The 19,440-nt window shown below is 67.9% G+C and carries 19 protein-coding genes, 1 tRNA gene and 2 pseudogenes; 6 read left to right on the forward strand and 16 right to left on the reverse strand.

The genetic code is table 11. The features are described 5' to 3' along the window. Positions 1 to 22: 22 nt before the first annotated feature. The 13 genes from atpB to argS form a co-directional block, all read right to left on the reverse strand. Positions 23 to 778 (reverse strand): F0F1 ATP synthase subunit A, encoded by a 756-nt coding sequence (atpB, locus tag AWC19_RS27495; RefSeq protein WP_085081230.1) that lies wholly within the window; start codon positions 776 to 778, stop codon positions 23 to 25. Then, positions 771 to 1,247: an ATP synthase subunit I gene (locus tag AWC19_RS27500; protein ID WP_085081231.1), complete on the reverse strand. Its 477-nt coding sequence runs from the start codon at positions 1,245 to 1,247 to the stop codon at positions 771 to 773. Before AWC19_RS27500 ends, atpB begins: the two co-directional genes overlap by 8 nt. Positions 1,248 to 1,494: 247 nt before the next feature. Beyond that, positions 1,495 to 2,703, reverse strand: a complete 1,209-nt coding sequence (gene rfe / locus AWC19_RS27505) for a UDP-N-acetylglucosamine--decaprenyl-phosphate N-acetylglucosaminephosphotransferase (RefSeq protein WP_085081257.1) — start codon at positions 2,701 to 2,703, stop codon at positions 1,495 to 1,497. 31 nt (positions 2,704 to 2,734) lie between these two features. Further along, entirely contained in the window at positions 2,735 to 3,388 is a 654-nt protein-coding gene (locus AWC19_RS27510; protein WP_085081232.1) for an L-threonylcarbamoyladenylate synthase, read from the reverse strand. Continuing rightward, the gene (prmC, locus tag AWC19_RS27515; RefSeq protein WP_372508677.1) at positions 3,381 to 4,226 is read right to left on the reverse strand and encodes a peptide chain release factor N(5)-glutamine methyltransferase; all 846 of its coding nucleotides are present in this window, start codon (positions 4,224 to 4,226) and stop codon (positions 3,381 to 3,383) included. The genes AWC19_RS27510 and prmC overlap by 8 nt, the downstream gene beginning before the upstream one ends. Before the next feature lie 50 nt (positions 4,227 to 4,276). Then, on the reverse strand, positions 4,277 to 5,350 hold the full coding sequence (prfA, locus tag AWC19_RS27520; protein WP_085081234.1) for a peptide chain release factor 1: 1,074 nt from the start codon (positions 5,348 to 5,350) through the stop codon (positions 4,277 to 4,279). A gap of 77 nt (positions 5,351 to 5,427) precedes the next feature. Next, positions 5,428 to 5,670 carry a 50S ribosomal protein L31 gene (rpmE, locus tag AWC19_RS27525; RefSeq protein ID WP_085081235.1) on the reverse strand — a complete coding sequence of 81 codons (243 nt, stop codon included), beginning with the start codon at positions 5,668 to 5,670 and terminating at the stop codon, positions 5,428 to 5,430. 117 nt (positions 5,671 to 5,787) lie between these two features. Continuing rightward, positions 5,788 to 7,638, reverse strand: a complete 1,851-nt coding sequence (gene rho, locus AWC19_RS27530; protein WP_085081236.1) for a transcription termination factor Rho — start codon at positions 7,636 to 7,638, stop codon at positions 5,788 to 5,790. A gap of 266 nt (positions 7,639 to 7,904) precedes the next feature. Further along, positions 7,905 to 8,840: a homoserine kinase gene (gene thrB / locus AWC19_RS27540; RefSeq protein ID WP_085081237.1), complete on the reverse strand. Its 936-nt coding sequence runs from the start codon at positions 8,838 to 8,840 to the stop codon at positions 7,905 to 7,907. Positions 8,841 to 8,845: 5 nt separating this feature from the next. Beyond that, positions 8,846 to 9,922: a threonine synthase gene (gene thrC, locus AWC19_RS27545; protein ID WP_085081258.1), complete on the reverse strand. Its 1,077-nt coding sequence runs from the start codon at positions 9,920 to 9,922 to the stop codon at positions 8,846 to 8,848. A gap of 11 nt (positions 9,923 to 9,933) precedes the next feature. Then, positions 9,934 to 11,259, reverse strand: a complete 1,326-nt coding sequence (locus AWC19_RS27550; RefSeq protein WP_085081238.1) for a homoserine dehydrogenase — start codon at positions 11,257 to 11,259, stop codon at positions 9,934 to 9,936. 3 nt (positions 11,260 to 11,262) lie between these two features. After that, positions 11,263 to 12,621: a diaminopimelate decarboxylase gene (gene lysA, locus AWC19_RS27555; RefSeq protein ID WP_245849373.1), complete on the reverse strand. Its 1,359-nt coding sequence runs from the start codon at positions 12,619 to 12,621 to the stop codon at positions 11,263 to 11,265. A gap of 56 nt (positions 12,622 to 12,677) precedes the next feature. After that, complete coding sequence (gene argS, locus AWC19_RS27560) at positions 12,678 to 14,330, reverse strand: arginine--tRNA ligase (RefSeq protein ID WP_085081240.1); 1,653 nt, start codon at positions 14,328 to 14,330, stop codon at positions 12,678 to 12,680. A gap of 114 nt (positions 14,331 to 14,444) precedes the next feature. Here argS and AWC19_RS27565 point away from each other — a divergent pair. From AWC19_RS27565 to AWC19_RS27580, 4 genes are all read left to right on the forward strand, one after another. Then, positions 14,445 to 14,520: transfer RNA gene (locus tag AWC19_RS27565), tRNA-Arg, on the forward strand. 439 nt (positions 14,521 to 14,959) lie between these two features. Continuing rightward, complete coding sequence (locus tag AWC19_RS27570) at positions 14,960 to 15,523, forward strand: type IV toxin-antitoxin system AbiEi family antitoxin domain-containing protein (RefSeq protein ID WP_158090944.1); 564 nt, start codon at positions 14,960 to 14,962, stop codon at positions 15,521 to 15,523. A 73-nt stretch (positions 15,524 to 15,596) separates the two neighbouring features. Then, complete coding sequence (locus AWC19_RS27575) at positions 15,597 to 16,526, forward strand: nucleotidyl transferase AbiEii/AbiGii toxin family protein (protein WP_142281451.1); 930 nt, start codon at positions 15,597 to 15,599, stop codon at positions 16,524 to 16,526. A gap of 84 nt (positions 16,527 to 16,610) precedes the next feature. Further along, positions 16,611 to 16,817, forward strand: coding sequence for a hypothetical protein (locus AWC19_RS27580; RefSeq protein ID WP_211285016.1), 207 nt, complete (start codon positions 16,611 to 16,613; stop codon positions 16,815 to 16,817). Between the two features lie 163 nt (positions 16,818 to 16,980). Here AWC19_RS27580 and AWC19_RS31020 read toward each other — a convergent pair. Next, a pseudogene (locus tag AWC19_RS31020) lies at positions 16,981 to 17,106 on the reverse strand (NUDIX hydrolase); the annotation flags it as partial. A gap of 133 nt (positions 17,107 to 17,239) precedes the next feature. Between AWC19_RS31020 and AWC19_RS27585 the strand changes: the two are divergent. Beyond that, positions 17,240 to 17,745: pseudogene (locus AWC19_RS27585) on the forward strand (cutinase family protein); the annotation flags it as partial. 83 nt (positions 17,746 to 17,828) lie between these two features. Here the strand turns inward: AWC19_RS27585 and AWC19_RS27590 are convergent. Continuing rightward, positions 17,829 to 18,182, reverse strand: coding sequence for a DUF732 domain-containing protein (locus tag AWC19_RS27590; RefSeq protein WP_276043314.1), 354 nt, complete (start codon positions 18,180 to 18,182; stop codon positions 17,829 to 17,831). 183 nt (positions 18,183 to 18,365) lie between these two features. Between AWC19_RS27590 and AWC19_RS27595 the strand changes: the two genes are divergently transcribed. After that, positions 18,366 to 18,866, forward strand: coding sequence for a hypothetical protein (locus AWC19_RS27595; RefSeq protein WP_085081244.1), 501 nt, complete (start codon positions 18,366 to 18,368; stop codon positions 18,864 to 18,866). Here the strand turns inward: AWC19_RS27595 and AWC19_RS27600 are convergent. After that, the gene (locus tag AWC19_RS27600; protein WP_085081245.1) at positions 18,863 to 19,366 is read right to left on the reverse strand and encodes a nitroreductase family deazaflavin-dependent oxidoreductase; all 504 of its coding nucleotides are present in this window, start codon (positions 19,364 to 19,366) and stop codon (positions 18,863 to 18,865) included. The two genes, AWC19_RS27595 and AWC19_RS27600, sit on opposite strands and share 4 nt — an antisense overlap. Positions 19,367 to 19,440: the final 74 nt, after the last annotated feature.

The following is a 19,440-nucleotide window of genomic DNA, read 5'->3' on the forward strand; positions in this document are numbered from 1 at the left end:
TCTGGTAGCGGTCTACCAGGTTTCACTCGTGTTCCTCTTCCAGCTCCATGGCCTGGCTGAAGTACAGGATGGTCAGGATCGAGAAGATGAAGGCCTGGATCGCCCCGACGAACAGGTCGAACGATTTCCAGATGGCGTTGGGCGCCCACATGATGTAGGGCGGGAACAGCGCGATCAACGCCACCAGGATGCCGCCGGCGAAGATGTTGCCAAAAAGTCGGAGCGACAACGAGATCGGCTTGGCCAACTCCTCGACGACGTTGATCGGCGCCAGGAAAGCCACGTGCCCCTTGAGCACTTTGACCGGGTGCCCCACGAGGCCACGTCGCCAGATCCCGGCCGCGTGGTAGCAGACGAACACGAAAAGGGCTAGCGCCAGCACGTAATTGATGTCCGCCGCCGCCGACTTGAGCAGCTCGGTGGTGTGACCGGATTTGTCGGTGTATTGCAGCGGGAGCACCGACAACCAGTTGGAGATCAGGATGAACACGAAGATGGTGACGGCCAGCGGCAGCACGAACGGCGCGATCCGCATCCCGATGGCGCTCTCGATCTGGTTGCGCATCTGGATGGTGATGGCTTCCCAGAACAATTGGACGCCGCTGGGCACGTCCGTCGACGTGACCTTGGAGCGCAGGAAGAACGCCAGCCCGATGACGATCACCGCGGCGATGGCCGTCGACAGCACGGTGTCGGTGTTGACGGTCAGCCCGAGCCACTTGGCGGTGTTGTGCTCGCCGACCTCGATCTGCGAGCCGGCCAAAATCGTCTCAATCATCGCTGGTGCTCCTAAGTTCCGTCCCCGCCTGGCCCTCCGGTCCCGCGGACGGGCCCGGGTCCCCGGCGCGCAGCTTCTTGTAGACCGGAATCGCGGTCGACGCGACCAGTAACGGCTGGAAGATTGCCAGGCCGAACAGCACGCCCAACCCGGAGGGCTTGAAAACGTAGGCGATGATCAGCCCGAGCACGGTGATGATCGCCAGCCGCGTCGCCGAGTTGAGCGCCATCGACCTTTTCAGCGGATGTTCGCGGGCGGTGATGGCGTAAACGGAGCGACGCACCATGAGCGCGTTGAGCAAACCCATCAGCAACCCGACGCCGAAGAACACGCCGACCATCAGGTGGCCCAGCAGCCCGGCCGCGAGCATCGCCAGCGCGGTGAGCCCGACGCTGATCAACAACAGCCGAACCGGTCGGAAGGCAACAGCGGGAAACACCAACGGCGCGTCCTGCGCTGGTGTCGTCACTGCAGCACCTCAATCCAGTAGCTAGGGGCGAAACCCACCCGACCGACCGACCGGTGGCCCGCCGAGCGTATCGCACGTCACACCGGGGTGCCCCAAGGGGTAGCTCCCCCCGCCGCTGGTGAATTGGCGCGATCCGGACGAGCGTCCGAACGGCCGGTTGGCCGTCAACCCGCGAGGCTTCTTTCGGGGTTCTACCAGCACCGTACCATATGTGAACGGCGCTACTACCACGTGTCGTAGGCCGGTGCTAGTCCAAGTCTTGGTAGTCGTCGCGGCGGCGCAGCAGCGGGATCGCCGTAGCCACGCCGGCGACGACGATGGCGCCCAACATCACCTCCGCGGTGCGGCGGGGGTTGAAAAAGATCGTGCTCGCCGCGCCGAACGCCACGATGCCCACCCACAGGTAGATCAGCAGCACCACTCGGCGATGCGAATGGCCGATCTGCAGCAACCGGTGGTGCAGGTGCATCTTGTCCGGACTGAAGGCGCTGCGGCCCGCGCGGGTGCGGCGCACGATCGCCAGCAGCAGGTCGAGCATCGGCACGAACATGACCGCGACGACCAGTAGGAACGGCGACAGCAGAGCAAACACATCGCGGGCGCCGTAGGCGTTCTGCGACACCGGCCCGGCGGCGGTCGTGGAGGCCGCGGCGAGCATCAGGCCGATCAGCATCGAGCCGGAATCGCCCATGAAGATCTTGGCGCGGTGGAAGTTGTGCGGCAAAAAGCCCAGGCACGCCCCCGCCAGCACCACGGAAATCACGGCCGGCGGGTAGAACAGCACGTCACCGCCGTGGTCGCGGAGCAGCCCCACCGAGAACATGCAGATGGCCATCGCGGTGATCAGCCCCAGCCCGGCGGCCAGGCCGTCGAGCCCGTCGACGAAGTTCATCGCGTTGACGATCGACACGGTCAGCGCCAAGGTGAGCAGGATCGACGAGGCCTGGTCCAGCACGATGGTGCCGACGCCGCCCAGCGGGATGTACAGGACGCTCCAGGCGACACCCATGGTGACCAGCACGCTGGCCGCCGTGATCTGGCCGGCGAACTTGGTCAAAGCATCCAGGCCCCAGCGGTCGTCGATGAGGCCGATGCCGACGATCACCGCGCCCGCCACCAGGACCGCGGGCATGCCGGTGGAGTAGACGAAGCCGCGGGTGAGCGCGGGCAGCTGCCAGGCCAGAAAGACCGCCCCGAGAACGCCGAGAAACATTGCCAGCCCGCCCATGCGTGGGGTGGGCGTGACGTGCACGTCGCGTTCCCGCGGGTACGCCACGGCCCCCAGGCGGGTGGCCAGCACGCGCACCGGCCCGGTCGCGAAGTACGTGATGATCGCCGCCGTCAGCCCGACCAGGGCGAGCTCGCGCAAGGGGACACCGGCGCCGCGGTCGGACAGTGCGAGCAAGCCACCGGCGAGGCTGGCTGGGTCGCTGGACACCACGAGACCGTACTGCACCAACCTGAGACGGGGGCACCCGCGCCGGGCGCTACGCGATCAGCGTCCCCGGGTCCACGCCGAGCACCTCGGCGATCCGTTCGGCGTTCACAGGACCGGCCCGCAGGATGCGCGGGGTGGCCCCGGTCAGGTCGACGATCGTCGAGGCGGCCTGCTGCTGCGCCGGGCCCGCATCGAGGTAGACGTCGACCAGGTCGCCGAGCTGGTCGCGCGCCTCGGCGGCGTCCACCGCGGGCGGGCGGCCCGAGACGTTGGCGCTGGACACCGCCATCGGCCCGACCGCGCGCAGCAGCTCGATGGCGACCGGGTGCAACGGCATCCGCAGCATCACGGTGCCGCGGGCGTCGCCGAGGTCCCACTGCAGCGACGGCGCCTGCGTGACCACCAGGCTCAGCGCGCCCGGCCAGAAGGCGCGGATGAGGTCGCGGGCGCCGTCCGGCATCGTGTAGACCAGGCCCTCGATCGTGTGCCACGAGCCGACCAGCACGCCGACCGGCATGTCGCGGCCGCGCCCCTTGGCCGCGAGCAGCGCGGCCACCGCGGCGCTGTCAAATGCGTCGGCGCCGATGCCGTACACGGTGTCGGTCGGCATCACGACCAGCCGGCCGCTCTTGAGCGCAGCGACCGCCGAGGTGATGCCGAGCGCACGCCGGTCGGGGGCGGCGCAGTCGAAGACCTCAGCCATCTGCGCTCCGGCGCGCCGTTACGAACCGGGGCCGGCCGGCGAGGTCGCGGTGTGCCGTGATGTCTTCGAAAAGCCCTGTGGCCTCGACCATTTCGGCCGTGCGCGCCGACGTGGTCTCGTCGTGCTCGACGGCGAATCGACCGCCGGGGCGCAGCCAGCGCCCGGCGAGGCCGATCACGGCGGTGATGACCGCCATTCCGTCGGCGCCGCCGAATACCGCGTGCGGCGGATCGTGTTGGGCGACTTCGGGTTCCAGGTCGATGTCGTCGGGGACGTAGGGCGGGTTGGCCACCACCAGGTCGGCGCGCCCATCGAGTTCGGCCAGCAGACCCGGCTCGGTGACGTCGGCGCGCACCAGTTCCACGGCCGTGCCGGCGGTGTTGCGGCGCGCGTAGTTGAGGGCTGCGTCGGAGTCGTCGACGGCGATCACGCGGGCCGCCGGCCTGTGGTGGGCCAGCGCGACCGCCAGCGCGCCCGATCCGGTGCACACGTCGACGATGACGGGCCGGGCCGCGAGGCGTTGCGCGGTGGCCCATTCCAGCATCGCCTCGGTCTCCGGGCGCGGGATGAACACGCCGGGGCCGACGTGCAGCATCACCGGCCCGAACGCCGCGGTGCCGGTCAGGTGCTGCAACGGCACCCGCCGGGAGCGCGCGGCCACGATCTCTCGGTAGCGGCTCAGGAAGTCTTGGTCGGGCGGGTCGAGCAACGTCAGCCGGCCGCGCTCGGTGCCGGCGAGGTAAGCGGCGAGCTCCTCGGCGTCGTAACGGGCGGAATCGATCCCGGCTTCGGCGAGTTGCGCCGCCGCCGTGTCGATCTCGCGCCGCATCGAAGACATTGCGCCGCTCCTCCACATCGCTCGACTCCGCATCGTCGCCGGCGCGACCGTCATGCCTGCTGTAACCGCGCTTGCTTGTCGGCGGCGCTCAGCGCGTCGAACAGCGCGTCGAGGTCGCCGTCGAGCACCTGATCGAGGTTGTGCGCCTTGAAACCGATGCGGTGGTCGGTGATCCGGTTCTCCGGAAAGTTGTAGGTGCGAATCCGTTCGCTGCGGTCCACCGTGCGGATCTGGCTGGCGCGATCGGCCGACGCGTCGGCCTGCGCCTGCTCCTCGGCCAGCGCCTGCAGGCGGGCCGCCAGCACCTGCAACGCACGGGCCTTGTTCTGCAACTGCGATCGTTCGTTCTGACAGGTGACGACGATGCCGGTGGGCAGGTGGGTGATCCGCACGGCCGAGTCGGTGGTGTTGACGCCCTGACCGCCCTTGCCCGACGAGCGGTACACGTCGATGCGCAGGTCGGACTCGTCGATCTGGACCTCGCCGACCTCCTCCGGCTCGGGGTAGACGAGCACGCCGGCCGCCGAAGTGTGCACGCGTCCTTGGGATTCCGTCACCGGAACTCGTTGCACCCGGTGCACGCCGCCCTCGAATTTCATCCGCGACCAGACGCCGTCGGCCGAGTCGCCCTTGCTGGTGATGCTCAGGGTGGCGTCCTTGTAACCGCCCAGGTCCGAGGTGGTTTCGTCCAGCACCGTGACGTTCCAGCCGTGCCGCTCGGCGTAGCGGATGTACATCCGGGCCAAGTCGGCGGCGAACAGCGCCGATTCCTCGCCGCCCTCACCGGATTTGACCTCGAGCACGATGTCGTCGGCGTCGTGCGGGTCACGGGGGGCCAGCATGTCGGTGAGCTGGGTGTCCAGCTCGGCGACCTTGGACTCGAGTTCGGTGACCTCGTCGGCGAAAGACTGGTCGTCGGCGGCCAGTTCGCGCGCGGTCTCCAGGTCGTCGCGTGCGGCCACCAGCTTGCGGTAGGTGCCGACGATGGGGGCCAGCCGGGCGAACCGTCGCCCGGCTTTGCGGGCCTCGTCGGGCTTGCTGTGCAGTTCGGGATCGGCTAGCTGCCGCTCGAGCTGGGCGTGTTCGGCCAGCAGCACGTCAATGGTCTGCACGGGCTGCGTCACGTCTCACCTCCTGCCCCGAACGCGAACCGACGCCCGGCCCGTGCGATTGGCGCACAGTTCGGGCGTCGGTAAGCCAGCTATTTGTGGGTCGACCCGGCCTGCTCGGCCCCGGCCTTGCGCTTGCCGTAGCGCTTCTCGAAGCGGGCCACCCGGCCGCCGCTGTCGAGGATCTTCTGCTTGCCGGTGTAGAACGGGTGGCACTGCGAGCAAACCTCGACGACGATGTTGCCGCCGGGCTTGGTGCTGCGGGTCTGGAACGTGTTGCCGCACCCGCAGTGCACGGTGGTCTCCGCGTAGGCGGGGTGGATGTCAGCCTTCATGATGTCCTTTTCGGGTAGTCGACCGTCGATTATGCCAGGTCAGGTGCTGTCTTCCCAAACAGCGGGAAGCGCCGCGGCATTCCCGGTGTCCGGGCCGGGCCGCGGCGTGGTGACGCGTCAGTCGTTGTCCATCGAGCCCGGCGTCGTCTTGGACACCTGCACCAGGAACTCGTAGTTGTTCTTCGTCTTGCGCAGCTGGCTCATCAGCAGGTCGATGGCCTGGTGCGGGTCCAGACCCGACAGCACCCGCCGCAGCTTGTGCACGATGGCGAACTCGTCGGGGGATAGCAGCAGCTCGTCCTTGCGGGTGCCCGAGGGGTTGACGTCGACCGCGGGGAACACGCGCCGCTCGGCGATCTTGCGGTCCAGCTTGAGCTCGGCGTTACCGGTGCCCTTGAACTCCTCGAAAATGACCGTGTCGCCGGTGGATCCGGTCTCGACCATCGCGGTGGCGATGATCGTCAGCGAGCCGCCCTCCTCGATGTTGCGCGCGGCGCCGAGGAAGCGCTTGGGCGGGTACAGCGCGGTGGAGTCGACGCCACCGGACAGGATCCGGCCCGACGCGGGCGACGCGTTGTTGTACGCGCGGCCCAGGCGGGTGATCGAGTCGAGCAGCACCACGACGTCCTTGCCCTGCTCGACGAGCCGCTTGGCCCGTTCGATCGCCAGCTCGGCGACCGAGGTGTGGTCCGACGGGGGCCGGTCGAACGTAGAGGCGATGACCTCGCCCTTGACCGAGCGCTGCATGTCGGTGACCTCCTCGGGCCGCTCGTCGACGAGGACGACCATGAGGTGGCATTCAGGGTTGTTCTTGGTGATCGCGTTGGCGATGTCCTGCAGAATCGTGGTCTTACCGGCCTTGGGCGGCGACACGATCAGCGCGCGCTGCCCCTTGCCGATCGGCATGATCAGGTCGATGACCCGGGTGGTCAGCCGCTCGGTGGTGGTTTCCAGGCGCAGCCGCTGGTTGGGGTACAGCGGGGTGAGCTTGCCGAATTCGGGCCGCTTCTTGGCGTCTTCGACCGAGCCGCCGTTGACGCTGTCCAGGCGCACCAGCGGGTTGAACTTCTGGCGCTGGTTGGGCTGCTCGCCGTCGCGGGGCACGCGCACCGCTCCGGTCACCGCGTCGCCGCGGCGCAAACCGTTCTTGCGCACCATGTTCATGGAAACGTAGACGTCGTGCGGGCCGGCCAGGTAGCCGGAGGTGCGCACGAACGCGTAATTGTCGAGCACGTCAAGGATTCCGGCGACGGGCTGGACGACGTCGTCCTCGCGCAGTTCGGTGTCGGTGCCGTCGCCCGACCGCTCGCCCCGGCGCCTGCGGTCGCGGAACCGGCGTCCGCGGCGGCCCTGACGGCCCTCGCCGTCGTCGTCCTGCTGATTTGAGGCCCGTGGCTGCTGCCCGCCGGAGCCCTGCTGATCACCGCTCTGGTCGCCGCCAACGTCTTGCCCGCGCTCGTCGGTCTTGGTGGCCTGCTGGCCCTGCTGGCGGTTGTTGGCGCCGGCGCCGTCTGCGCCCTCCCGGGCGTCGGGCCGCTTCGTCTCATCGGCTGTGCGCGTGGGTGATCCGGAGTCGCGGGAGGCACCGCGCCGTTCCCGGCGTGGCGCTTCGGTGCCGGCGCCGTTTTGTTGCCCGTCGGCCGCCGACGCGTCGGCGGGGGCTTCGGTCGGTGCTTCGGTGGTGGCCGCGTCGGCTTTCCCGCTCTCCGCGGGGGCGGCCGGCGCCGGAGTCCCGTTGGCCAGTCCCCTGATTTCCTTGATCGCGGCGATCAGTTCGCTCTTGCGCATGCCCGACGTCCCCTTGACGCCGACTTGGTTGGCCAGCGCGCGCAGTTCGGGCAGCACCATCGTGGACAGGGAGCCGACCGAGGCATCGGTTTTCAGGTCGGGTGTGTCTTGGGTCACGGCGTTCGGCTGCGCGGTGCTGTCGGTGCTTTCGCCGGCCGTGAACAGGTCCGTATCAGTCACGGATTTCCTTTCTTCCCCCGCTGATCGGGTCATCCGGGGGTTAGTTGCATTCAGCCAAATTTGCCGAGTGCGCCCAATCATCGACTCTGCAACGGTGATCGCCAGGATCGGCGGAGAGTTCGGCGAACCTCGTTCACGAGAAGAATTGGTGTTGTCCTAGCGGCAAGGCAGTATGTGTGCAGATGCAGATGCTGCGATTGCTGGACGAATCCGAGGATAACCTGCATCTCAGCGGGAAGCAAGCAACCCTCCGCCCGCGTGGTGGATCAACCGCCGACCTTGACTCCCGGGCTCCAGCGAACTCCTTCGCCGGCGGTCATCGCGGAGATGGTGAATCCGTTCGCAGCGCCATAGTCTAGCGCTTCCTGCGGCAACTCCGGTTCAGTGCTCAATGCGATGAGCGAGGGGCCGGCCCCAGAAAGCGTGACCGCAACGTTGTAACGACGCAGCAGCCGCAGATATTCCGCCGAGGCGGGCATGGCCGGGGCCCGCTGCGGTTGATGAAGAAGGTCTTCGGTGGCCGCCATCAGCAGGTCCGGTCGTTCGGTGAGGGCGACCACCAGCAACGCGGCGCGGCTGACGTTGAACCGGGCGTCGTCGTGGCTGACCTGGGCCGGTAACAGCACCCGCGTCTCGGCGGTCAGCGAGCGCTCCTCGGGAATCGCGCAGAACAGCCGGATATCCGGGTGCAGCCGCAGCGGTACGGCGCGGTAGTCGGGCCCGTCGCCGGTGCGTTCGATCCAGGACACCACCGCCCCGCCCAGCACCGCGGCGGCGGCGTTGTCGGGATGCCCCTCGAACTCCGAGGCCAGCTGGATCAGCCGGTCGACGCTCAGCGGCAACGAATCCGTCTGCGCCACAAGGCCGTTCACCGCGGCCAGGCCACCGACGACCGCCGCCGCCGAGGACCCGAGACCGCGGCCGTGTGGGATGGCGTTGCGGCAGCGCACCACCATCCCGGGCACGCCGACGCCGAGCGCCCGCAGCCCGCGTTCGACGGCGCGCACCACCAGGTGTTCGGCGTCCAGCGGCACCTGGCCGGCGCCCTCGCCCTCGACCTCGACGACCAGGCCGGAATCCGTTGTCTCGATGACGACTTCGTCGCACAGGCTCAGCGCCAGGCCGAGGCTGTCGAAACCCGGCCCGAGGTTGGCGCTGGACGCCGAGACCACGGCGCTCGCCGCCAGCCCGGCGGGCAGCATCTGGGTCAACTGAGGCCCAACTTCTCCACCACCAGCACCGGGTCCACCGGCAGGGGCGCGACGGTCGGCATGTCCTTCAGCGCGGTGTCGGGGTCCTTGAGGCCGTTGCCGGTCACCGTGCACACCACCGTGGACCCGCGCGGCACCCAACCGTCGTCGACGGCCTTGAGCAGGCCCGCGATGCTGGCCGCGGACGCCGGCTCGACGAAGACGCCCTCGCACGCGGCCACCAGGTGGTAGGCCGCCAGGATCTCCTCGTCGGTCGCGGCCAGGAAGCGCCCGTTGGACTGCTGCTGGGCGTTGACGGCGGCCGCCCACGACGCCGGCGCGCCGATGCGGATCGCGGTCGCGATGGTCTCGGGGTTGGCGACCGGCTCGCCGCGCACCAGGGGGGCGGCGCCGGCGGCCTGGGTGCCCAGCATCCGGGGCAGCTTGTCGATGACGCCCTCGTGGTGGTATTCGGTGTAGCCCTTCCAGTACGCGGTGATGTTGCCGGCGTTGCCGACCGGCAGGGCGTGCACGTCGGGGGCGGCGCCCAGGGCGTCGACGATCTCGAAGGCCGCGGTCTTCTGCCCCTCGATGCGGACCGGGTTGACGGAGTTGACAAGCGAGATGGTCGGAAAGTCGGCGGCCATCTTGCGCGCGAGTTCGAGGCAGTCGTCGAAGTTGCCGTCGATCTGGATGATCTTGGCGCCGTGCATGACCGCCTGCGCCAGCTTGCCCATCGCGATCTTGCCCTGCGGGATCAGCACGGCGCAGGTGATGCCGGCACGGGCGGCGTAGGCCGCCGCCGAGGCCGACGTGTTTCCGGTCGAGGCGCACAGCACGGCCCGCTGGCCGCGGGCCACGGCGTCGGTGACCGCCATCGTCATGCCGCGGTCTTTGAACGAGCCGGTCGGGTTGAGGCCTTCCACCTTGAGGTGGATTGTGCAGCCGGTCTTTTCCGAGAGCCGGGGCGCCGGGATCAGCGGGGTGCCACCCTCGAGCAGGGTGACCGGGGTCCAGTCGTCGGCGACGGGCAGCCGGTCGCGGTACGCCGCGATCACCCCCGGCCAGGGTCGGGGCGTGGTCGTGCCTGTAATTCGGGGGGCGATCACAGGGCGTTTCCTTCCAGTCGCAGCACGCTTGTCACGTTCTGCACCACATCCAAATCGGCGAGGGCATCGACGGTTTCGGACAGCGCGGCATCGGTGGCGGTGTGGGTGACCACCACGATGCGGGCCCCCACCCGTCGCCCGCCCTCGTCCACCACGCCTTCCTGGCGGACCTCGGCGATGCTGACCTCGCGCTTGCCGAATTCCGCCGCCACCGCGGACAGCACGCCCGGCTTGTCGGCGACGTTCATGCTGACGTAGTAGCGGGTGGAGATCAATCCCATCGGGGCGATGGGCAGTTGGGCGTAGCGGGACTCCCGCGGGCCCCGGCTGCCCAGCACCCGGTTGCGGGCGGCCATCACCAGGTCGCCTGCCACCGCGGACGCGGTCGGCGCGCCGCCGGCGCCCTGGCCGTAGAACATCAGCCGTCCGGAGGCCGCGGCCTCGACCACCACCGCGTTGAACGCCCCGCTGACGGTGGCCAGCGGATGCGTCAGGGGCACCAGCGCCGGATAGACGCGGGCCGAAACCCGTTGCTGCCCGTCGTCTCCGGTGATGCGCTCGCAGATGGACAGCAGCTTGATGGTGCAGCCAAGTGCGCGCGCCGAGGCGAAGTCGGCGGGGGTGATCTTGGTGATGCCCTCGCGGTAGACGTCGTCGGCGTGCACCCGGGTGTGGAAGGCGATGGACGCCAGGATCGCGGCCTTGGCGGCGGCGTCGTAGCCCTCGACGTCGGCGGTGGGGTCGGCCTCGGCGTAGCCCAGGACGCTGGCGTCGGCCAGGGCGCTGTCGTAGTCGGCGCCGGTGCTGTCCATCGCGGACAGGATGTAGTTGGTGGTGCCGTTGACGATGCCGGCCACCCGCAGCACCGTGTCGCCGGCCAGCGACTGGGTCAGCGGGCGGATCACCGGGATGGCGCCCGCGACCGCCGCCTCGAAATACAGGTCCACGTGGGCGTTTTCGGCCGCCTGGGCCAGCTCCCCGGTGGAGGTGGACAGCAGCGCCTTGTTGGCCGTGACGACGGACTTGCCGCGCTCGAGCGCGGACAGGATCGCCTTGCGGGCGGGCTCGACCGGCCCCATCAGCTCGACGACGATGTCGACGTCCTCGCGCGAGACGAGCTCCTCGATGTCGTCGGTGAGCAGCTCGATGGGGACGCCGCGGTCGTCGGCGACGCGGCGCACACCGATGCCGCGCAGCACCAGCGGGGCGCCGATGCGGGCCGCCAGGTCGTCGGCGCTGTCCTCGATGATGCGGACGACTTCGCTGCCGACGTTGCCGAACCCGAGTACTGCTACGCCGACGGATTTTTCGTCACCGGACACGGGTCACCTCACTTCCAGACTCAGCAGATCGTCGACCGTCTCCCGCCGCAGGATCAGCCGGGCGCGCCCGGCGCGCACGGCGACCACGGCGGGGCGGCCGATCATGTTGTAGCGGCTCGACAGCGAATAGCAGTAGGCGCCGGTGGCGGCGACCCCGAGCAGGTCGCCCGGCTGCAGGTCGCCGGGCACCCAGGTGTCGCGGACGACGATATCGCCCGTCTCGCAATGCTTTCCGACGATGCGGGCCAGCTGGGCGGGTGCGTCGCTGGTCCGCGACACCAGGCGGGCGTCGTACTGCGCGTCGTACAGCGCGGTGCGGATGTTGTCGCTCATGCCGCCGTCGACGCTGACGTAGCGCCGGTGCGCGGTGGTGCTGACGTCGACGTCCTTGACGGTGCCGACCTCGTACAGCGTGATGGTGCCCGGCCCGGCGATCGCGCGGCCGGGCTCGACGACCAGGGTGGGGGTGGGCAGCCCGACCGCGGCCGACTCGTTGCGCACGATAACGCTCAGCTTCTCGGCCAGCTCCGAGACCGGCGGCGGGTCGTCGGCCGCCAGGTACGAGATGCCCAGGCCGCCACCGAGATCGACGGTGGAGAGCTGGGCCGTCTTCTCGGCGCCGAACTCGGCGACGATGTCGCGCAGCAGGCCGATGACGCGGTGCGCGGCGATCTCGAAGCCGGCGACGTCGAAGATCTGCGAGCCGATGTGGCTGTGCAGCCCGACCAGCCGCAGGTGGTCGGTGTCGAAGACGCGGCGGACCGCCGCCATCGCCGCGCCGCTGGCCACCGACAGGCCGAACTTCTGGTCCTCGTGCGCGGTGGAGATGAACTCGTGGGTGTGCGCCTCGACGCCGACGGTCAGGCGCACCAGCACGTCCTGGACGACGCCGGCCTCGCCGGCGACGGCGTCGAGGCGCTCGATTTCGGTCATCGAGTCCAGCACGACGTGGCCCACGCCCGCCTTGACGGCGGCGGTCAGCTCCGCGACGGATTTGTTGTTGCCGTGGAAGGTGATCCGCTCGGGCGGGAAGTCGGCGTGCAGCGCGACGGCCAGCTCCCCGCCGGTGCACACGTCGAGGGACAGGCCCTCCTCGTTGATCCAGCGCGCGATCTCGGTGCACAGGAACGCCTTGGCGGCGTAGTGCACGTGGTGGCCGCCGCCGAAGGCCGCGGCCATGTCTTGGCAACGGGAGCGGAAGTCGTCCTCGTCGATGACGAACAACGGCGTCCCGTATTCCTGGGCGAGCTCGTTTACCGACACTCCCCCGATCACCGCCGCGCCCGCTTCGTCACGGATCGTGTTGCGCGGCCAGACGTTTGGCGCCAGCCGCAGCAGTTCTTCGGGGGATTGCGGGCGCAGCGGGCTTTCGGCGTGCCGGGTCTCGTCGGCGTGCCGGGGACCGGCGGGATGCACGTTCACATTCGCTCCGGGGCGGTGACGCCGAGGATGGTCAGACCGTTGGCGACGACCTGGCGGGTGGCCTGGCACAGCGCCAGGCGCGCGGTGTGCAGGTCGGTGGGCTGCTCGTCGCCCTGCGGCAACACCCGGCACGAGTCGTAGAACCGGTGGTAGTCGCCGGCGAGGTCCTCCAGGTAACGGCACACCCGGTGCGGCTCCCGAAGGGACGCGGCGGTTTTGAGCACCCGGGGGAATTCGCCGATGGTGCGCAGCAGCGTGCCCTCTTTGTCGTGGGTGAGCAATTCCAGGTGCCCGGTGTCGGCGAGCAGGCCGAGCTCGGCGGCGTTGCGGGCCAGTGCCGACAGCCTGGCGTGCGCGTATTGCACGTAGTAGACCGGGTTTTCGTTGGACGCCGACGACCACAGCGCCAGGTCGATGTCGATGGCGGTGTCCACCGACGAGCGGATCAGGCTGTAACGCGCCGCGTCGACGCCGATCGCGTCGACCAGGTCGTCCAGCGTCAGCACCGTGCCGGCGCGCTTGCTCATCCGGACCGGCTGGCCGTCGCGGACCAGGTTGACCATTTGCCCGATGAGCACCTCGACCGTGGCCGGGTCCTCGCCGAAGGCGGCCGCCACCGCCTTGAGCCGGGCGATGTAGCCGTGGTGGTCGGCGCCGAGCATGTAGATGCACAGGTCGAAGCCGCGTTGCCGCTTGTCCAGGTAGTAGGCGATGTCGGCGGCGATGTAGGCCGGCTTGCCGTCGCTCTTGATCACGACGCGGTCCTTGTCGTCACCAAAAGCGCTGGTGCGCAACCACGTTGCGCCGTCCTTCTCGTAGATGTTGCCGGTCGTGCGGAGCCGGGCCAGGGCCTGGTCGACCCGTCCGCTGGTGTGCATGGAGTCTTCGTGGGTGTAGACGTCGAAGTCGGTGCCGAACTCGTGCAGCGACTGCTTGATGTGGGTGAACATCAGGTCGACGCCGATCGCGCGGAACGTCTCGTGCATCTCGTCGTCGGGCAGGCTCAGCGCGTCGGGCGCCTTCTGCAACACCTGCGCCGCGATGTCGTGGATGTAGGCGCCGGCGTAGCCGTCTTCCGGGGTGGGCTCGCCCTTGGCCGCGGCGATCAGCGAGCTGGCGAACCGGTCGATTTGGGCGCCGTGGTCGTTGAAATAGTATTCGCGCACCACGTCGGCGCCCTGGGTGGACAGCAGCCGGCCGAGCGCGTCGCCGACGGCGGCCCAGCGGGTGCCGCCGATGTGGATCGGGCCGGTGGGGTTGGCCGAGACGAACTCCAGGTTGATCTTGTGGCCTTGTAGCGCGTCGGACTGGCCGAACTCGTCGCCGGCGTCGAGGACGTTGCTGACGATGACGGCCTGTGCCGACGCCTCGAGGCGCATGTTGATGAAGCCGGGGCCGGCCACTTCGGCCGAGGCGATGCCGGCGGCGTCGGTCAGCTTCTCGGCGAGCCATCCGGCCAGCTCGCGCGGGTTGGCGCCGACCTTCTTGCCCAGCTGTAACGCCAGGTTGCTGGCGTAGTCGCCGTGATCGGGATTACGCGGGCGTTCCACCGTGACCGTCGCCGGCAAGGCGGCAGCGTCCAGTCCGCGCTCGGCAAGCACCGCGGCAGCGGTGGCTTTGAGCAGCTCAGCCAGGTCAGCGGGGGTCACGAGCGTCCATCCTATTGGCTCGGGTGCTCTCCCCCCGAATCGTCGCGATGACGAAGCCGCCACCGGGATGCGCTAATCTAGCGGGGCCCAGTTGGCGCAACATCTCTATCGTGCGCCCCCGTAGCTCAGGGGATAGAGCGTCTGCCTCCGGAGCAGAAGGCCGCAGGTTCGAATCCTGCCGGGGGCACCAAGGTTTAAGCAGCTAGAGCCACTTTTAACCTCCTCTGGAGATATCAAATGCCTCCGGGGTGCCCCTCGAAATTCGTCCGTCTGGCGTCAGCAAACGAGGCGATCCATTGCCCACCCGTGGCATAGACGATCCCGCGTCCTCGCCAAGCTTGCCAACGCGCCAACCATCAGATAGCGCCCCGTCGACATACCTCGGCGGGTGCTTGTCGTTCCGCCGTCGCCAATAGGACGCCGGCCCGGGCGCTGGCAATTATTAAAAGACTTGGCCCGGTTCCAAGGTTGCTGTGTTGCGGAATCGCCAACCTTGCGTCCCGAACAACGCGACCAGTATTTTGCGCAGAATCGTACCACTTTCGGTACTTTTTTTCCTGCGCGGACGGCAGAACCGTACTGAATATGGTACGGTTTTGTCAGAAATAGTCTGACGGAAGGAGGCGATGATGACGTACCGCCAGGATCTATGGGAGATTGCTGCGGAGAATCACGGCATCTTCACCACGCAACAGGCTGAAGATGCGGGCGTCCCGGGTGTCGAGGTGCGCAAGCTGGCCGCACGCGGAGCGCTCACCCGGGTGGGGCACGGCGTCTACCGCCATGTCGGTGTGCCAGCTGATAAGTGGACCGAGCTGGCAGCAACGCTGGCCCGTGTCGGTGAGGACGCCTTCCTGGAAGGCGACACCGTCTTAGCGATGTTCAATCTCGCTCTGGTCAACCCGCCGAAGATCTTCATCGGTACGCCGCACCGTCGGCGTACAGCGCCACCGCCGCACACCGTTGTCACCTTTCGGCCCCGAACGACAGAGGACGATTTGACCACCTACGAGGGCTTGCGCTGTGTCACGGTTCGACGTGCACTCCTCGACGGGGTTCCCCATCTCCTTGGCGAACGCGTCTTACAAGCGGTCGCCGAAGCTCAGCGTCGCGAACTCATCGACGAGCGGGATGCCGCCGAGATCCGTGGCGCTATCGCGGCCCAGGACCGGCTCCTAACGCAAGCCGGCTGACGAAAACAAGCTCGGCCGAACCTTCAGCGCCTAAGGACAACTCATCACTACCCACGACTCCGCAATTGCAGCCTTGGACGCACTTGAGTATCCCGATCCTCCGGTGTCCCTGGTCCAATTCAACGATCGAGTCGAAGCTATTGCCGGCGCGCTCGACATCCCGATCGAACGTGCTCGCACGCTAATCGGCAGCGTCATCGTCGCGCAGATGCTTCCCGACGAGGCCGTTGTGAAGGGTGGCATCGGCGTGAAATTCAGGCTCGGGGAAGTCGGCACGCGAGCAACCGCAGACATGGACGTAGCCACCCGAAACCGCTCCACTTTCCTCGACGAGTTGAACCACCGGCTTGAAATCGGTTGGGGGACGGTGCCCGCGAGCCGGGGCGCCCTGAAGAGAAACCCGGACGCACCTCCCAGGCTTGCATTCAGTGGAAGGGCTCGAGCGGCCAAACAGGCGCGGCCCGACGGCGTGTTGGCTGAGTACCTCATGGAGCCTTACGACGTCACGTTGCACTTCGTGGGCAAGCCATGGAAAAAGGTGCACGTTGAGGTGGGCCATGACGAGATCGGCGGGCTTGAAGACGCTTACCATCCGACCGAGATCGCCAACCAGATCGCAGCTATCGGCAGGGTCCTAGATTTCGGGGAACTGGCGCCGGTCCCCCTCATATCGCTGGAGCAGCAGATCGCTCAGAAGATTCACGCCGCGACCGAACAAGGCTCGACACGAGCTCATGACTTAGTAGACCTGCAGCTGTTATGGCATGCGGGCACGTTGGGAGGACAGGGGCTCGATCTGCCGAAGCTCGCCGATCGGTGCCGACGGACATTCGCCTACCGTCAGGCCCACACGTGGCCGCCAATCTCGGCGATGTCCAACGCCTTAGAGACGCGGTACCAGGTGGCCAAAAATGAAGCGAACCAAGCTGACCTGCTGGTCGCGACGTTGCCCGAGGCATGCGCCTGGCTGAACGCGCGGATCGAAGAGATCGACACCCACTGATACTTTCGCCACCCGCCCGCCGCCGCCCAGCGCGCCCGCGCAGCGCTGCGGCAGATGCGGCCGGACGGCAAGAATTAAAACGACGTGATCACCGCGCGGTCCGACTCGGCGGTGTGGAAGGTCGCCGATTTGTTGACCCGGCGCCCGGTCGTCAACGCTGCGCTACTCGCGCAGGAACTCGGTATCGAGTCCACCAACGCTCACCGCTACCGCAATCCACTCGCCGAGGCGGGAATCCTCGTCGAGACGACAAGCGGGCCCCGCAACCGCGGGTGGCGTTCTCCTAAGTGATCGCCGCGCTCGACGCGTTTGCCGAGCCGGCCGGGCGGCGAGGTTAACCCTCCTAGCGAGCTATTACCCTGTGCGACAACACCATCCATTGTCATGAGGCGAACTGGTGAAAACAAATGAGCCTCGTTCAACACCGCGGAAACGAGGGCCGAACCGACTCAGACCGCAGCAGGATTGCCGGTTCACCACCGGGCTGGTGCGCACGCAGCAGCAGGCCGGCGGCGCCGTACCTACCCCAGTAGCGAATTCCGTTGGCAGACAACACCCATCCGTCACCATCGCCAAGCACGAGACCACGGTATGACCACATGCCGCTCGCGTCCGACAGGCGCGCGGGGCACGCTGGGCCGGCTAGCGGAAATTCACGCGCCCGTCTGTGGGAATTCACGTGCGATGGCTCGAAAAGCCTTGTCACGAGCGCGGGCGAGGGCGGCATCACCGACGCGGGCGCGCATGTCGTTTCGATGGCTCACGACCGCCCCAACACCCAGATGGTGCTCGGCGGCTACTCGCAGGGCGCGGCGGTGATGGGCTTCGTCACCTCCGCGGTGGTACCGGATGGCAGCGATCGGCGACCGTGCCCATACCGATGGACCCCGAGGTGGCCAACCACGTCTCCCCGATCGTGCTCTATGCATTGCCAAGCGACAAGGCAACGAGTTTCTTCGGTGCGCCGCCGGTCGTCATCGGTCGGCTGTATCAGGCCAAAACCATCAAGGTGTGCGCGGCCGAGGACCCGATCTGCGCCGATGGGATGAATTTCGGTGTTCATATGTCGTACCCGAGCAACGTCGCGGTGATCGACCAGGGCGCGGCGTTTGCGGCCGCTCGTCTGGGCGGAGGTCCCGGCGCGCCCACCGGTGCGGGCCCTGGCGCGCCGGCGACCATCGCCGGGTCTGCGTCGCTCAGCGGAGCCGTTGCCGGTTGATCCCTGGCAATGTCTTCCGAACTATCGGGCGAATTGCGTTGGGCCACCGGGCCTAACGGCCGAGCGCTCGCCGGTTCGTCCAATCAGGTGCAGAGCGACGGGGCGTCGCACACATTGCCGGGGCAATAGGTCGAGTGTGCGGCGTTGACCATGGTCCCGACGTCTAACAACGTCACGCCGCGCGCGTCCAAATGCGCGTGAATGTCGTCGGCAATCTGTTGTGGCGTCCAACCCCAGGTCAGGTCGTAGCAGATCAGGTGCGCCTCCCCGATCAGCGCCTCTTCGGTTTTGGGCGGCCACGTGAGGCCGACGGCGCGCAGCTGAGCGAGGTAGGCGTCGTCAGCCGGGGTGGCCGTCGCGATCGCCGCGCTGCCAAGCAGCGCGGCGCCGGCCACCGTGGGAACGGCAAGTGTGGCGAGCCAGCGAGGTGAGGGCATTGTCTTCCCTTCCGTTTTCTCGGTGTCGGCGAGGCCGCCGCAGCGTGCGGCCGAAACGGCGCGGATATTGACACTAGCGAAAGCTCCGATCGACGGCTTGTTTTAATTCGGGCGTCGAACACCGGCCGGGCAAGTCCGTCGATTTGCACTGGTTGTGCCCCTGACAGGCCCTAGCCTTCTACCATGACCGGCGACCGATCCGACGCTCAGTTGGAGGCGCACATCCGCGCATTGCTGGGCGCGCTGAACGAGCGGGTCAACCGGGACGAGATCATTCGGCAACGCATCGCCGCACTCGAGCAGCCGGCCGAGAACGACGCGCCCGCCCTACAGCGTTACGTCGACGACCTCACGGCGATCTACACCGAAAGCCTGGGCGGCCTGTACGACCGGATCGCGTCCTACGGTCGAACCATCTGCAGCCTGACCGACGAAACGGAGATCACCGAGCGAGTCAGCAAGATGATGGCGCTCGCGGCCGTGGAGAGCCGTGACATCGTCAAATTACTCAAAAGTGTTGTCAACGCGACGAATCGGAAGAACCTTCGGACCGTCGCGGCCGTGTTCGTCGCGGGGTTCACCACCGGGCTCAAGAGCGTGCCCCGCCAAACCCAGCTCGACCAGTTGACGCTTGACCTTTCCGCGTACTGCCTGACTCGCTTCCCCCCACCGGATTTCTGCTAGCGGCCCCGCCTCAGGATGAACGCCTCGATGTGGCGGTCGCCGGCCCGCGTTTCGTACTTGCGCCAGCCGGGATAGATCTCCAGGCCCTTGTTCCAGATTTCGTCGCGCTCGCCGGGCGTGGCGAGCCGGGCGGTGGCGTGCCAGGTGTCGCCGCCGACGCTGACCTCGGCGTCCGGGTGCGCCCTCAGGTTGTGATACCACCCCGGGTGCCTCGGGCCGCCGAAGTTGGACGCGATCAGGGCCAGGCCCTCGGGATGCGGGATCCCGTACACCGCGACGGTGCGGGGTTGCCCCGATTTGGCGCCCGTGGTCGTCAGCATGACCGTGGGCACGCCGGACACGATCTCGGCGAAGGTCTTTCTGCCGCCGGTGACCTTGCTGGCGAATCGGTCGAGGTGGTGCGCCGTCGGGCGGAGCAGCGCTACGCCCACTTTGGTGGCAGCGAGCGTGCGCATCGCGCGATGGAACGCGTTCGCATTGCCGAAAGATTCACCGGACACCCGTCCATTTTGCCGTAGCCCGACTCCCACGTCCGGATTTCGGGGCAAGCCTCCCAATCCGGCGCGCGAAAATC

This window comes from Mycobacterium palustre, assembly GCF_002101785.1.
GTDB lineage: Bacteria > Actinomycetota > Actinomycetes > Mycobacteriales > Mycobacteriaceae > Mycobacterium > Mycobacterium palustre.

Bases quoted from the DNA above. Each gene is read 5' to 3' on its own strand.
- atpB (WP_085081230.1), bottom strand. From the start codon at position 778: ATGATTGAGACGATTTTGGCCGGCTCGCAGATCGAGGTCGGCGAGCAC.
- AWC19_RS27510 (WP_085081232.1), bottom strand. From the start codon at position 3,388: ATGGCTGAGGTCTTCGACTGCGCCGCCCCCGACCGGCGTGCGCTCGGC.
- prmC (WP_372508677.1), bottom strand. From the start codon at position 4,226: ATGTCTTCGATGCGGCGCGAGATCGACACGGCGGCGGCGCAACTCGCC.
- rpmE (WP_085081235.1), bottom strand. From the start codon at position 5,670: ATGAAGGCTGACATCCACCCCGCCTACGCGGAGACCACCGTGCACTGC.
- thrB (WP_085081237.1), bottom strand. From the start codon at position 8,840: ATGCTGCCCGCCGGGCTGGCGGCGAGCGCCGTGGTCTCGGCGTCCAGC.
- AWC19_RS27570 (WP_158090944.1), top strand. From the start codon at position 14,960: ATGACGTACCGCCAGGATCTATGGGAGATTGCTGCGGAGAATCACGGC.
- AWC19_RS27590 (WP_276043314.1), bottom strand. From the start codon at position 18,182: ATGCCCTCACCTCGCTGGCTCGCCACACTTGCCGTTCCCACGGTGGCC.
- AWC19_RS27595 (WP_085081244.1), top strand. From the start codon at position 18,366: ATGACCGGCGACCGATCCGACGCTCAGTTGGAGGCGCACATCCGCGCA.